Genomic DNA, 14,377 nt, shown 5'->3' on the forward strand with positions numbered 1-14,377 from the left:
AAACTCGATTTCCTCTGCTTCCTGCTGTAAATGCAGAATCGCTCGAATTGTAATGATGAGATTAAATTATGAGCTAAACTAGACATTAGATTGAATAGGCGATCGCATTCCAGCATCGGTTTCAAAAATACTATTAAGTATCTGATTAGCCTCTTAAATTCCTCTTCTATCAACTGCTGTCGTTTAATCAGCCTTAACCTTCTTCATTTTCTACTTAGTCTTAACTCAAGTATAAACAGCTCTTACATAAAATCTTCCACTATTGTTTTAAACTGGCACTTTCATAAGTTGAGCCACAAAGTATATTAAGAAAAATGTACTTGACTGAATAGCACAGCAGAGCGAGCGAAAATAGTAGATAGTAACTCTAAGAAGCTTCGGGCTTGACAGAAGCCGTAGGAATACGTAGATATGATTAACCTTACAAAACTTTTCCTAGGATATCACATTAACGAGGAAATTTACGCAGGCAATCGAACTCTAGTTTATCGCGGCATTCGCTCTTCAAATGGGCAACCCGTCGCGATCAAACTGCTGCGAAATGAGTTTCCCAGCTTCAACGAACTCGTTCACTTCCGCAACCAATACGTCATTGCTAAAAACTTAAATATCCCCGGCACTGTCAAGGTATACAGCCTGGAGAGCTATCATAACCGCTATGCTCTGGTGATGGAAGACTTTGGCGGAATTTCCTTAAGTAACTACCTTGCTAGTCTAGCATCCGATAGCAACGAAACCCCAGAAGGCTTGCCCGTTAACGAGTTTCTTCCTATGGCGATTCAAATTGCCAACGCCCTTGACGGACTTCATCGCCACCACGTCATCCATAAAGACCTCAAGCCCGCCAATATTCTAATTAACCCCACCAGCAAAGAAGTGAAGGTGATTGACTTCAGCATCGCTTCCATGCTGCCGCGCGAAACCCAAGAAATTCAAAATCCCAACGTCCTTGAAGGCACTTTACCTTATATATCTCCCGAACAAACGGGGCGAATGAATCGAGGCATTGATTACCGCACAGATTTCTACTCGCTAGGAGTAACATTCTACGAATTACTAACAGGAAAGTTACCATTCCAAACGGATGACCCCATGGATTTGGTACACTGCCACCTCGCCAAACAGCCGCTCCCAGTCTCAAGTGTCAACAAAAGCGTTCCATGGGTGCTGTCGGAGATTGTCAGCAAACTGATGGCGAAGAATGCTGAAGCTCGCTATCAAAGTGCCCTAGGACTCAAGTTTGATTGGGAAACTTGTTTATCCCAGTCGCAAGGGACAGGGGCGCTGACTAAATTTACCATAGGGGAGCGAGATTTGTGCGATCGCTTTACTATCCCCGAAAAATTGTACGGTCGAGAAAGCGAAGTATTTTCGTTGCTAGCCGCCTTTGACCGGGTGAGTGCAGGTAGCACTGAAATGATGCTCGTTTCGGGTTTTTCTGGTATTGGTAAAACCGCTGTCGTCAACGAAGTTCACAAACCTATTGTCCGGCAGCGTGGCTACTTTATTAAAGGCAAATTTGACCAATTCCAACGCAACCTTCCCTTTAGTGCCTTTGTCCAAGCTTTTCGCGACTTTATGGGACAATTGCTATCTGAAACAGATGCGAAAGTTGAACAATGGAAATCGGAAATTTTGACTGCTTTGGGCGATAGTGCTGGGGCGATAGTTGAAATCATTCCCGAACTAGAACGTATTATCGGGCCGCAACTGCCAGTCCCCGAACTTTCTGGCAGTGCCGCGCAAAATCGCTTTAACTTGTTGTTTGAAAAATTCATTCAAATCTTCACCACAAAAGAACATCCTTTAGTAATTTTCTTGGACGATTTGCAATGGGCCGACTCAGCATCATTGAAATTGATGCAACTGCTGATGAGCGACCTGGATAACTGCTATCTATTTTTAATTGGAGCTTATCGAGATAACGAAGTTTTTCCAGCGCATCCCTTGATGCTGACTTTATCGGAAATTGAAAAGGCGGGAGCAAAGAAGCATACTATTACTTTAGCTCCTTTACAACAGTCACATATTAATTATCTGATTGCAGATACTTTAGTTTGCTCGACAGAGTTAGCAACACCTTTGACACAATTGGTGTATCAAAAAACGCAAGGTAATCCCTTCTTTAGCACTCAATTTCTCAAGTCATTATATGAAGATGGACTGATTGAGTTTAATTTTGAGGTTCGTTATTGGCAGTGCGATATCTCTAGAGTGCGATCGCTAGCCATCACCGATGATGTAGTAGAATTCATGGCGCTTCAGTTGCAAAAGTTGCCAAGTCAAACCCAAGAAGTTTTGAAGTTCGCAGCCTGTATTGGCAATCAGTTCGATTTAGGGACTTTAGCAATTGTTGATGAAAATTCGCCAGTAGAAACCGCAACATCTTTATGGAAGGCACTACAAGACGGGCTAATTTTACCCGTTACCGAAGTTTATAAGTTTTATCAATCACAGGGAGATAGCGAATCGGTAATCGGTAATGGAAAGGAATCTCAGCAATTATCAATTACCCCTGACCAATTACCCAAATATAAGTTTTTACACGATCGCATTCAACAAGCTGCTTATTCCCTCATTCCTGACAACCAAAAGCGTTCGACTCACTTAAAAATCGGTCAACTGTTATTACAGAATACGTCAGAAGCCGAACGAGAAGAAAGAATATTTGATATTGTCAACCACTTAAATGTGGGAGTTGAACTAATTACCCAAGAGGCAGAACGGGAGCAATTAGCACGGTTAAATCTGGTTGCCGGAAAGAAAGCCAAAGCTGCGACTGCCTATTCTGCTGCGGTTGAATATTTCAATATTGGCAGAGAATTACTGGCAGCAAATAGTTGGCATAATCAATACGAACTAACATTAGCGCTGTATACAGAAGCAGCAGAGGTGGCATATCTAAGCGGTGACTTTGACCAGAGGGAAAAATTAGCATCTGTCGTGGAAAACTGCGCCAAAACGCTACTGGACAAAGTGAAGCTATATGAAGTCCAGATGCAAGCTTATATAACGCAAAATAAGCTACAGGAAGCTGTGAATACGGGACTACAAGTTTTAAAGCAGTTGGGGGTAGAGTTTCCTTCCGAACCCAATCCGGCTGATATTGGACAGGCATTAGGGGAAACAGCGTCTATTTTGAGCGGCAAGCCAACTGAGGACTTAATCGATCTCCCTCAAATGACAGATCCTCATCAACTGGCCACTATAAAGATGCTGTTAAGTGTATTTGTTTCTGCCTACATAGTGCTGCCGCCACTGGTGCCTTTAATAGTGAGCAAACAGGTCAATTTATCCGTCCAACATGGGAATGCTTCTGTGTCTCCCTATGCTTATACCTTATATGCTTTTTTTCTGTGCGGAGCGGGAGATATTGAGCGGGGCTATCAGTTCGGTCAACTGGCTTTACGTCTATTGTCAAAGTTGAATGCCAAAGAAATCCAAGCCAAGACATCCGCAATGGTGCATTCTAGTATTCAACCTTGGAAAGAACACATCAGAAATACTTTAAAACCTTTGCTGTCTGATTATTCTTGTGGGCTGGAAACCGGAGAGTTAGAATTTGCTGGTTATGCTATCTTTCAATACAGTTGTTACGCGTATTTTGTGGGCAAGCAACTAACGCATCTCGAACGAGAAATGGCAACCTACGCAGATGCGATTAGTAAAATTAACCAACAAGCAGCACTTAATTATCAGAAAATCTATTGGCAAGCTGTCTTAAACTTGATAGGAAGAAGCGAAAACCCATGCCATTTAAAAGGAGAAGTCTACGACGCAGACACAATGCTGCCACTGTATCAGCAAACCAAGAATTACGTGGGAATTTTTTACGTATACCTAAACAAACTTTTGCTTTGTTATGTATTTGAAAATTACCCAGAAGCGTTGAAAAGTATCACTGAAATAGAAACTTATTTGAGCGCAGGTACAGGGCAGATAATTATTGCCATCTTCTATTTTTACGATTCTCTAGTGCGGCTAGCCGTGTATGCCGATACTCCACAGTCTGAGCAACAGGAACTTCTCGACCGAGTACAAGCTAATCAAGAAAAAATGCACAAATGGGCGGATCATGCCCCAATGAATTTTTTGCACAAATTATACCTAGTTGAGGCAGAAAAAAATCGGGTTTTAAACCAAAAAGTAGCAGCGATCGAGATGTACGACAAAGCGATTGCCCTCGCCCAAGAAAACGAATACATTAACGAAGAAGCACTAGCTCACGAACTCGCTGCCAAATTCTATTTGGAATGGGGGAAAGAAAAACTCGCAAAACCCTATCTAATTGATGCTTACTATGCCTACGCTCGTTGGGGAGCAAAAGCAAAGATTGATTATCTAGAACAGCGCTATCCCCAATTGCTTGCTCCTATCCTGCAACAGGCTCGAAGTCGCCAGTATCCGAGCGAAACAATTCACACCTCCACCAATAGTGAATCCTCCCTATCTAACAGCAATAGAACAATTATCGGTAGCACCAGCAGCAGTTCGGAATTAGTAGATTTGCCGACAGTTATCAAAGCTTCTCAAGCTCTCTCCAGTGAAATAGAACTAGAGCAATTGTTGACTACTTTGATGGAAGTAGCAGTTCAAAATGCCGGAGCACAAAGCGGAGCATTAATTTTGGATGAAGCGGGAAAGTGGAGAGTTGCCGTACAGTGTATAAATCGCCACGATTGTCATTTGGAAGCGCTTCTAGTTGAAGAAAGCAAAGCAATTCCTCTGAGCATAATTAACTACGTCAAACGTACAAAAGAAATTCTGGTATTCGATCGGGCCAGCACTCAAACTACGTGGGCTGGCGATCCTTACATCATTGAGCAGCAACCCAAGAGCGTTTTATGCACTCCGATTCTCCATCAAGGCAAAGTAATGGGGATTCTGTATTTAGAGAATAATCTCACAACGGGGGCGTTTACGCGCGATCGCGTCGCCATCCTCAACATCCTCTGCTCCCAAGCTGCCATTTCCTTACAGAACGCCCGACTGTATCAACAATCTCAGGAATATGCCCAAAAACTAGAGCAATCTATCCAGGATCTCAAACAGATGCAACTGCAATTGGTGCAAGGTGAGAAGATGTCTGCTCTCGGAAATTTAGTCGCAGGGGTAGCCCACGAAATTAACAATCCCGTAGGCTTTATAGCCGGCAACTTGCAACCCGCTCAAGAATACGTCGGGGATTTATTCAACTTGATTGATTTGTATCAAGAAAGATTTCCCAATCCGGGAGGGGAAATTGAAACAGAAATTGAGGATATAGACTTGGAGTATTTGCGAGAAGATTTGCCCAAATTGATTGGCTCGATGAAGGAGGGAGTTGAGCGCATTCGCAATATCAGTACGAGTTTGAGAACGTTTTCCAGAGCAGATAGCGATCGACCCGTTTCTTTCAATATTCACGATGGGCTCGAAAGCACTCTGCTAATTCTCAAGCACCGTTTAAAAGCCAGCGAGTTCCGCCCTGCCATTGAAGTTGTGAAAGAGTATGGTAACTTGCCCCTAGTGAAATGCTTTCCCGGACAGTTAAACCAGGTATTTATGAACGTACTGGCAAATGCCATTGACGCTCTGGAGGAGTCAAATAAGGAGCGCACTTTTAAGGAAATTAAAGCCAGACCTAATCAAATAACGGTTGAAACTGCTCTGAGCGAATCCAAAAATCACGTTTTGATTCGCATTAAGGATAATGGAGTGGGGATGTCGAACGAAGTCAAGGAAAACATCTTTAACCACTTATTCACAACTAAGTCTGTGGGTCAAGGAACTGGATTAGGATTGTCTATAGCCCACCAAATTGTTGGGGAAAAACATGGAGGTACATTAGTGGTGAATTCCTCCCTCGGTCAGGGTTCGGAGTTTGTGATTTCTATTCCGGTGTGAGCAGTTCGTAGTAGGTCTTTAGCGCAATTAGCAGCGCCACCTCGCAATTATCAAGCCCCCTTATTAGAAGAAAGAGGGAAGGGAGAGCGGGGAACGAGCAACAGGCTAAGGGTTCTTTTGCTAGGAACTAGCGACCTACGGACTAAGGAAAGAAAGAATCTAGACTAATTCCCCCATCCTCCGCCCGCATTTTATTCGTGATTGAGACAGCGGTTTGGAATCGCCCGCTTTACCAATACTCTTCCCTTTTTTTGTGCCCTGTTTTGAGTTAAGAGTTTCCTTGAGATTTTAAGCCTCTACCTTCCCGAAATGAAAGCAGCTATCATGCTACTGAGATTGTGGAGTTAAATTTCATAAATTTCATAATATGATAAGGCGCGCACCCTAGGTTAATAAGGTGCGCGCTTGACGCTTGACGCTGAGATGTACGGAGAGGGTGGGATTTGAACCCACGTTAGAGTTACCCCTAAAGTAGATTTCGAGTCTACCGCATTCAACCGCTCTGCCACCTCTCCAATTGATTTGAGATGTGAGCTAAAAGTATTTTACCGCACAGTGCGCCAGATTGTAAATCTTTATAAAAAAGAAGTTTGATTTTCTTCAGATTCCAAAGTGGTCTTAAATCCCCCTGCTGGGGTCCACTGGAGGGCTCCGTCGCGCCCTGTCCAGAATATCTGAGTTTTGCTTTGGCGCAGTTGGGCTGCGGTTTCTGGGTCGATTTCGTCAGCAGATGCGATCGCCACTTGCGGCCCCACTGCGCCCAATAACTCGGCCGTCAAGGCTTTTCCTGACCACCACAGCACTTGAGCCGGCTTCAAGGTTCCCGTTGCTGCCAATTTTTTTTGCGCTTCCGGTGTCATGTCACCGACGAGCAACCAAGTTCGATTTCCCACCAGGAATTCTACCACCGGAATCTCCGCATTCACCAACTGCAACCGCGTCGAACCCAGATCAACTGTACTGTTAGTTTCTAAAGGAAAGTAAACGCCTTGGCGAGATTGCACAGCCGTCATAAATTCCTGACTGTTGCCACGGTGAATTTGTTTCGGAGCATTATTATCATAAAATGTTTTAATTGGCAAGCGTTGTAGTAATTTTCCCCAACCACTGCTCAAACCTAAATGACCGTGAGTGGCGATCGCAAAATTCACAGAATTAACTCCTTGCTGCTGCAAAAAAGGCAACACTGTAAACCTTACGGTATTTTCATCACCGCTATTAATTAGCGCCACTTTTCCCCTATCTTGAATTACTAAAACTGGATCGCCAGATGTCGCCAGCAAAGTAACTTGAAATAAAGATGATTGAACCTGCCAAGCTGGCAAAACTATGATACTTATTCCCGCCACAAGCGCCAGCGGTAAAATCCAAGCCGATGAAAAACTCGGCAGCGAAATAACTCTACTTTTCCCCTTCTTCTTTCTTCCTTCTTCCTTCTTCCTTCTTCCCTCTTCCTTCTTCCTTCTTCCCTCTTCCTTCTTCCTTCTTTCCCCGATCCAAACCCAGCAAATTAAACTGTAAAGCGCTATTAGCTGAAAGACCGATACTTGACCGACAGCTACCGAATTACCCGGTAATTGCGAGAAATATTGGGCGATCGCAATTAACCCCTTTGCCGGATAATCGAGCAGTTGCGCTAAAACACTGCCAGCGGGCGGAAAAATCAATCCAGCTAAAGCGCTAACCATCCCCCCAATACTCAAAATCCACAGCAAAGGAGCCGCAATAATATTAACTAAAATGCTGTAAGGTGATACCACACTAAAAACATAAAGTAACAGCGGCAGCACCCAAACTGAAGCGGCGATCGGAACCACAACAATCGAAGCGATCGCGGGAGGCATCCAGTCCAACTTTGCCATCAGCGGGGGCGTTGTCACGATTAACCCCAAAGTCGCCAAAAAACTCAGTTGAAAACCTAAATCCCAAATCCACAAAGGGTTAACCAGCAGTAAAATAGTAGCAGCGATTAACAGCAACCCCAGCGGCTTAACTTGGCGGTTCAGCACCAAAGCAAATAAGGTTCCAAATCCCATCAAAGCAGCGCGGCATACTGAAGCTTCAAAGCCAGTTAACGCCACTAGCAAAAATAAAGCACCGACGCCAAAACTAAATTGTAATTGTTTGGAAAAACGTCTGGTTAAACCTAGAACTAAAGCCAAAACCATTGAAACTTGAGTGCCGGAAGCTGCGATCGCGTGGGCCAATCCAGCCTGCACAAAATAGTCGCGGATATTGTAAGGTAAATCTACTGCTTGTTTGCCGAGGGCGATCGCACTGATCAGCGGCCCTTCGGGAACATTTAACTGCGATAGTTGCGATCGCACGATCCGTTGCCGCATCGCTTGAATTTTCGATGGCTGCATCCCGCTGGGCTCCAAGAAAGCAGCCGTTTGGCTGTTAACTCGATTTACATCCGCAATCGCCTTTTCTCTCGTCCAGTCAATTTGACGACCTTTGAGTCCGACAAAAGCCCCTTCTCTGGCTAAATATGCTTGAAAATCAAAAGCCCCTGGATTCGACGGCGGCTGCGGTTTGTACAAGGAACCCACAACTGCGATCGTATTGTCGGCGTACAAACCCGTTGCTTGCAGCAGGGGAACTGTAACGTAGAGTTTGCCGGATACTGGGCGGTTGACGACTGCTCCTCCCTCGCCGCCGTTGATTTCGCTAACTAAATCTGTTTCTAGCCAAAATTGCGATCGGCCCGATCGAGTCAATCGAGGCGTACTGACAACTCTACCGCGAACTGTCACTGCCACTTCTTGAGTGTTCCCGCCAGCCGGAATCAGTTTGCTGATGTCATCTACTGCCGGTTGGGGCGATCGAACTGCAAAATAAACGCTCGCTAGAAATGCCACCAAACCCGCAACTGCCCACACCCATTTCGCTCTCGGCAGCATCTCCAACAAACTCAATTCTTCCCTCGTATCTAAGGGTTCTTCAAGAGCATTTTCTTTTTGCCGGGTGCGTCTTTTCTTGGTGACTTTGACAGAATTTTTAGTAAATTTTCGCAACAATTTTGGCATGGCGATCGCCACCGCTATTCCCAAAGCAAGTATCCCGTATCTACCCCAAGAAACCGCTGTAGAAATCAATCCCAAAATGTAGGCAAGACAGAAAATGGCACCCGTTGCTTGATTCATTAATTAGTAATTTAGAGGGGGAATATTTCAGGTAAACCGATGCAAGAATTATGCACTCCTTACCAAATAAACCGGGTTTTTCAATCGGAGTAAAAAGCTAAACGCCGTGTATTTAGATAAAAAACCCAGTTTCTGGCTACCCCTGCGTAAGTTATGGGAAAATTTCTTTCCTTACATTCTTTCCCTTCCCCTTCCCCTTCCTCTTCCTCTTCTAAATAGACAGCCCCAATTTTAAACCGAAAGCCGCGTGCAGCACCATAAGTGCAAGGGCTGTCGTGCCTAAATAAGCGTGAACCGCGCGCAGTGCCAGCTTATTGCCCCCAAAACCAGTTAGCGAAATCAAGCTGCCAACAGCCAGTAAAACCAGCACTGCCGAACCTGTCCAAAAATGCGGACTTTCCATAACTGGCTGGTGCTGCATCACCAGCGACAGCAAGCCGCCTGTATAGCCCAAAGCTAGAAACAGAAACATCCACGGTGCAAGCTTGCGGTGATCCGAGCGACTTTTGAGTGCGACATCTTTATCGGCGGCCAAACGTCCCTGCCATCCCGTATACCCGACAAAACTGCCCATCGCCACCACCACTATCCCCATCATTACAGGGTGTCCCCAATGGGTAATTGGTTCGGGAATTCCCATACTGCGAAATTGACTGGCGATGGGTTCTAGTAGTTCGCTGAGATTTATCATTTGCTTGAGATTCCTAACTTTGCGATCGCTAATTTTGATTTAACCAACAACTTGCTCTAAATAGCAATATATCGATCGCGATTTTCAATCACTGTTTCCAGCCAGAAGTCTGTATAAAATAAAAGAGCCGGACACAGGAGAAGTGTATTCCCTAGCCTCAGCCGGGGAGCGGCCATTTCAGTTAATTTGAGGTGAGCAGTATCCAGTTTTTTGTCCCCACACCCGTAAGAGGATGCTATTGCAGACGGCGCTATGATTAAGCCTTACCGATTTTTGCAGCGAATTGCTCAACTGCTCGCCTACGCTTACTCAGCACTGATTGTCAGCTACCTGATTCTGAGACTGATCTTTTGGGACAGGCTGTGGCCGATTGCCTTGATGGGGGATTTTGTTCCTTGGATTTTCTTGCCAATCTTCCTGCTGCCAATTCTAGGGTTTTTTATCATAAAGAAACGCTGGTTCGCGATTGTTTCCTCTGTCGCTGGCATCTGTTTGCTGGGTTGGCTGCACGTCACCTACTTTTCTCCCCAGTCGGCGAACATCAGTGACTCCCAGCCAACCCTCAAGATTTTTTCTCTCAACCTCGGCTGGCATCACAAATCCCCACAAGCTTTGGTCAACCTAATTGAGGAAGAAAAACCAGACCTCATTTGTTTGCAAGAAATTAAGGAGGATTACGCCAAAGAAGTATTCTCTAAATTGGCGGCATTATACCCGCACCACTTGGGGCGCGGATACCATGTGATTCTCAGCAGATATCCCATTCGCTCTTTTCAAAAGTTAAAGCTAGCCGGTGGGAACGAACCACAGGAACGAGCTATTATCGGAATGAACCAGCAAGATGTAGTTCTTTATAACATTTCAACAACCCCACCTTGGTTTCGCCAGCATAAAATTTTGCCTTTCCTCAAAATCCCAGTTTACGAGTACGGCGACCGACCGGCACAAATTCAAGATTTAGTGCGGCGACTCCAGAAAGAAACGCTGCCGACTATTGCTGCCGGGGACTTTAATCTGACTGACCAGTCTCAAGACTACTATTATTTGAGAGCGGTTATGCAAGATGCTTTCCGAACAGCAGGACTGGGTTTTGGCTTTACTTTTCCTCACGGGTGGGATCTGAATTTACTGGTTAAACAGTTAAACTGGAAATTAACTTTTCCCCTGGTGAGGCTTGACTATGTTTGGTATTCTCAGCACTGGGGGGCGAAATCAGCCAAGGTTTTACCGCCAATTGGTTCAGAGCATCTGCCGCTGTCGGTCCAACTGCGGATGCAACCGGAATTGGGACGAGTGTAGGGGGTACGCAACACTTTGGTGGGGCTACCACAATGGAATGGGTGTCAATTAAAGCTCCGGGCGAAGATCCTGATGCTGTTGGCGAATCCGTGAAGCGTGACACCCCACATTTGCTCCCGTCGCACCCCTGTTAGATCATTTCCGGTAATTACCCGCAATTAATTTTTATTTCCCTGTTTCTCTTTCTTCTTTCTTCTTGGCGTACTTGCCATCTTGGCAGCTCATTATTAAACCCCCCAAGGAAACAAAGTATTGATTCGCCAACAGTCTCATGGAATTCGCGGCTATCCAAACAAGGAATTTTAGACAAATGAAGATGTTTTCCATCAAGCACACACTAATTGCTCGAATTAAGCCTTACCGACTTTGCAGTTGACTGCTGAATCGCCCCTAGGCGATAGCCCCCGGTATGCGCTTCACCCAATCTTCACAGCCTCATCCTCACTCTGGATGTTAAATTCTACCTGCCTGCTCAAAGTTAATTTCAATTCCTTGACTTTGTGAATGCCAAAGGGAGAAATATTAACTTCGCAGCCGACGAGCACTCGCACTTCTACATTTTGCTAATCGCTCTCAAGGGAGAATCAACTTCTGGAAAAAAAACTAGAGGTTCCAAGTTTGAGACTTCTGGCATAAGGTATGCCGTCTGCCCAGGCTCACTTCGATCGACTGAGCGCTAACCCGTCTAGAAGGCACCCTGATAGCACCCTTGTCTGTTGAGCAGCCATCGGTGTGCACCTAAATGAACCCTCTCAACTAACTCGCTGGGGATTCGGTTTTAGCAGACAAGCACCCACTTTCTTGCGTCGCCTTCCTCGGAACCGTGCAATCGCTAAAATCACTGCGCCGTCGCTAAAGTAGCTTCCGAAGGTTGGATTTGATACTTTACGAGATTTGCCAGTTCTTGTAACTGACTAATAGCTTCTGCACCTTCTAGTTTCATGAGTTCGCGGTCGTCCCGCATCTCAGTCCAAGTGATACCGTAATCTGACACTAAAAATCGAATCAGATGGTTGTCCGTCAAACTGACCATAAATGAGGCACTGTTCATCTGACCCCCGCAAGTGTAGCAGGATGCCAGATAACCCCGATGCTCTAGCACGATCGCTAAAGCTTGGAGGTTCATTACCAGATCTTGAACGAATTTACGGTGTTGTTCTGCAAGTCTCAGAAACACAGTTCTCCTCCTATCACCACACCGTGTATTTTACATCCCATTTAATAATTTCTTAATAAATGGGTATTTAGGTGCTGGTTCAGTATACGTTTAGTATGCTCAAAAAAAATCGGATTAGCGACCTCTTCAGCCTACCTATACTAGATTAACCGAGTTGTGGTCGAAACGAAGTATCAGCAGCGACATTCAGCCAAAACAGGCTCTCGCGGGGGACTCCAGCCGGAAAATTTGCCTGCTGTCAGGGCTGATTCAGCCGTCGGAGAACCCAAAGATACAAATAACTAATGATAGTGATGAAATTAGTTAAGCATAAGAGTTCAATCGCCTTGGGGATACTCGTCCCAAAGCGTCGTCGTCTGCCGCAAGCTCCGAAAATCGCCATTCCCCAAAATCAAGTGATCCAGCAGCGGAATCGACAAAAACTGCGCTCCCGCCAGCAACTGTCGCGTCAAAGCAATATCCTCCGGGCTTGGCTCCACAATCCCCGAGGGGTGATTGTGCGAGATAATCGCCCGCGTCGCCCCCTGGCGGATCACCTCGCGAAAAATATCCCGTGGGTGAGCCAAAGTTTCCGTTGCTGTGCCGATCGTAATTACCTGAGTACCCAGCAGGCGATTTTTCACATCCAGCAGCACCACAGCAAAACGTTCCTGAGACTGCCACATCAAATCCTGACTCAGGGCGTCCGCCGCCGCTTGGGGAGAGTCAACCACAGCCATTTCCGGTGGCCGCGACTGAAACACCCGCTTCCCCAACTCCACCGCAGCCAAAATCGAAGTTGCCTTGGCAGGGCCAATCCCGTGAATCTGCGTCAACTCCTGAACGCTAATAGTGCGTAGCACAGCCAGAGGATCGCGGTGGTGCAAACTCAACTGATTTAAAATATACTGTCCGAGCCCGACGGCGGAAAGTTTGCCTTGTCCCTGACCAGTACCCAGGAGAATCGCAATCAATTCTGCAGTCGCCAAACTTTTCGGGCCACCCGCCATCAACCGTTCCCGTGGCCGTTCACTCGTTGGCAAATCGACAATTCTCAAGCTGTAAGTCATAGCTGCACCCGCACCGCAAGCTCAACAATTGCACCATTTTAGCCGATCGATTTGCGTTCTTCAATTCGTACAATCACCCAAAAAAGCCTCGATCGTTAACCGAGGCTGTTGGCAGAGTAAATCTAACCTAGCGTTTCGCAAGCGATCGAGTCTCGATCTCGATCGAGCTTAAACGGATCGCCCGGATATGCCTCTAACACTCGCTGCGCTTCGGCTTGACTCGCAAAGTCAGAACAGTCGCAATCCGAGTTAACGCAACTCGGAAAATCGGCACTTTTAACCTTCTGTTTAGAAGACTCGTAAATAACTTTCTTGGTATCTCCCTTTGGCTGCTTTGCATCAATAGCAATCTCTGCGGTTCGCTCAACAGATTTGACTGAAGATGGCAATTTGCGATCGGGCCCTGGTTTGGCAAGTGCAGGTACCTTCGCAGAAATGGCAGGTTTCGGTGTTGGTGTCGGCGTTTTCACAGTCTCCGGCTTGGGTGTCGAAAGCAGTGACGGCTTAGCGGTTTGAGATGATACTAGCGGATCGCTTGGGGCCGTAAGCGCCACTGAAACTTCCTGAGACGGAGGGGGTGCGGTGACGCCAGCAAGCACAAACGAAGCCGCCATCAACCCGCCGTACATCGCGATCGATCGCTTGCGGGTTGGTGCGCCCACCCATTTCGGATTAACAATACCCAGAAACAAGGCAGGGATAGACAAGAGAAAGCTTAAGACGAAAAAATTAAACATAGCGATTTTTAGCAGTAAAAAAGAGAAGTCATCCAGGACGCAGAAACCGGGTTTCTTTTACCCAAATCCGAGGTGAAGCACGAAGGATATCTGTTTAAACCACCTGAGTTCTTTAATCCCTGTGCGTAAGTCCTGAGAAGTTAACTTGCTTATTTATCTACCGATCAACTCAAAAATCCCTATGATTTACGAAGTAAACTAGAACGTTGGACACCTGACCCTAGTGCAACCCCGTTTCTGAGTCAGTCCTGGACGCACTCAAAGACCAAAAACCCGGTTTCTGCGTCAATATTTATCGAAAAAGCGACGAGTTGTGGAATAAACCGGGTTTTTTGCGTAAGTCCTGTTAGGGTATTTCTCCTTACTAAAGCCCCGATTTTTCCCTACAGTTG

General features: G+C 45.9%; 9 protein-coding genes and 1 tRNA gene. 3 read left to right on the top strand and 7 right to left on the bottom strand.

Going from position 1 to position 14,377, the window contains the following annotated elements; genetic code table 11:
- Positions 1-411: 411 nt before the first annotated feature.
- Positions 412-5,886 (top strand): AAA family ATPase, encoded by a 5,475-nt coding sequence (locus tag QUA71_RS13040; protein ID WP_333285480.1) that lies wholly within the window; start codon positions 412-414, stop codon positions 5,884-5,886.
- A gap of 428 nt (positions 5,887-6,314) precedes the next feature.
- Here QUA71_RS13040 and QUA71_RS13045 read toward each other — a convergent pair.
- The 3 genes from QUA71_RS13045 to QUA71_RS13055 all read right to left on the bottom strand — a co-directional run bounded on the left by QUA71_RS13045 (position 6,315) and on the right by QUA71_RS13055 (position 9,723).
- Positions 6,315-6,401 (bottom strand) — tRNA-Ser (locus QUA71_RS13045).
- A gap of 60 nt (positions 6,402-6,461) precedes the next feature.
- Positions 6,462-9,032 (bottom strand): ComEC/Rec2 family competence protein, encoded by a 2,571-nt coding sequence (locus QUA71_RS13050; protein WP_333285482.1) that lies wholly within the window; start codon positions 9,030-9,032, stop codon positions 6,462-6,464.
- 211 nt (positions 9,033-9,243) lie between these two features.
- Positions 9,244-9,723 carry a DUF4079 domain-containing protein gene (locus tag QUA71_RS13055; protein ID WP_333285484.1) on the bottom strand — a complete coding sequence of 160 codons (480 nt, stop codon included), beginning with the start codon at positions 9,721-9,723 and terminating at the stop codon, positions 9,244-9,246.
- Between the two features lie 252 nt (positions 9,724-9,975).
- Between QUA71_RS13055 and QUA71_RS13060 the strand changes: the two genes are divergently transcribed.
- Complete coding sequence (locus QUA71_RS13060; protein WP_333285486.1) at positions 9,976-11,022, top strand: endonuclease/exonuclease/phosphatase family protein; 1,047 nt, start codon at positions 9,976-9,978, stop codon at positions 11,020-11,022.
- A gap of 416 nt (positions 11,023-11,438) precedes the next feature.
- Here the strand turns inward: QUA71_RS13060 and QUA71_RS13065 are convergent, their stop codons facing one another.
- Positions 11,439-11,573 carry a hypothetical protein gene (locus QUA71_RS13065; protein ID WP_333285488.1) on the bottom strand — a complete coding sequence of 45 codons (135 nt, stop codon included), beginning with the start codon at positions 11,571-11,573 and terminating at the stop codon, positions 11,439-11,441.
- 287 nt (positions 11,574-11,860) lie between these two features.
- Positions 11,861-12,199 (bottom strand): DUF1815 family protein, encoded by a 339-nt coding sequence (locus tag QUA71_RS13070; RefSeq protein WP_006634844.1) that lies wholly within the window; start codon positions 12,197-12,199, stop codon positions 11,861-11,863.
- A 156-nt stretch (positions 12,200-12,355) separates the two neighbouring features.
- Between QUA71_RS13070 and QUA71_RS13075 the strand changes: the two genes are divergently transcribed.
- Positions 12,356-12,484 carry a hypothetical protein gene (locus tag QUA71_RS13075; RefSeq protein ID WP_333285491.1) on the top strand — a complete coding sequence of 43 codons (129 nt, stop codon included), beginning with the start codon at positions 12,356-12,358 and terminating at the stop codon, positions 12,482-12,484.
- A 32-nt stretch (positions 12,485-12,516) separates the two neighbouring features.
- Here the strand turns inward: QUA71_RS13075 and radC are convergent, their stop codons facing one another.
- Positions 12,517-13,248, bottom strand: coding sequence for a RadC family protein (gene radC, locus QUA71_RS13080; RefSeq protein ID WP_006634845.1), 732 nt, complete (start codon positions 13,246-13,248; stop codon positions 12,517-12,519).
- Positions 13,249-13,370: 122 nt separating this feature from the next.
- Entirely contained in the window at positions 13,371-13,985 is a 615-nt protein-coding gene (locus tag QUA71_RS13085; RefSeq protein WP_333285493.1) for an excalibur calcium-binding domain-containing protein, read from the bottom strand.
- Positions 13,986-14,377 lie beyond the last annotated feature (392 nt).

This window comes from Microcoleus sp. MON1_C5, assembly GCF_036701875.1.
GTDB lineage: Bacteria > Cyanobacteriota > Cyanobacteriia > Cyanobacteriales > Microcoleaceae > Microcoleus.

Coding starts and splice junctions, on each gene's coding strand:
- QUA71_RS13040 (WP_333285480.1), top strand. CDS start 412: ATGATTAACCTTACAAAACTTTTCCTAGGATATCACATTAACGAGGAA.
- QUA71_RS13050 (WP_333285482.1), bottom strand. CDS start 9,032: ATGAATCAAGCAACGGGTGCCATTTTCTGTCTTGCCTACATTTTGGGA.
- QUA71_RS13055 (WP_333285484.1), bottom strand. CDS start 9,723: ATGATAAATCTCAGCGAACTACTAGAACCCATCGCCAGTCAATTTCGC.
- QUA71_RS13060 (WP_333285486.1), top strand. CDS start 9,976: ATGATTAAGCCTTACCGATTTTTGCAGCGAATTGCTCAACTGCTCGCC.
- radC (WP_006634845.1), bottom strand. CDS start 13,248: ATGACTTACAGCTTGAGAATTGTCGATTTGCCAACGAGTGAACGGCCA.
- QUA71_RS13085 (WP_333285493.1), bottom strand. CDS start 13,985: ATGTTTAATTTTTTCGTCTTAAGCTTTCTCTTGTCTATCCCTGCCTTG.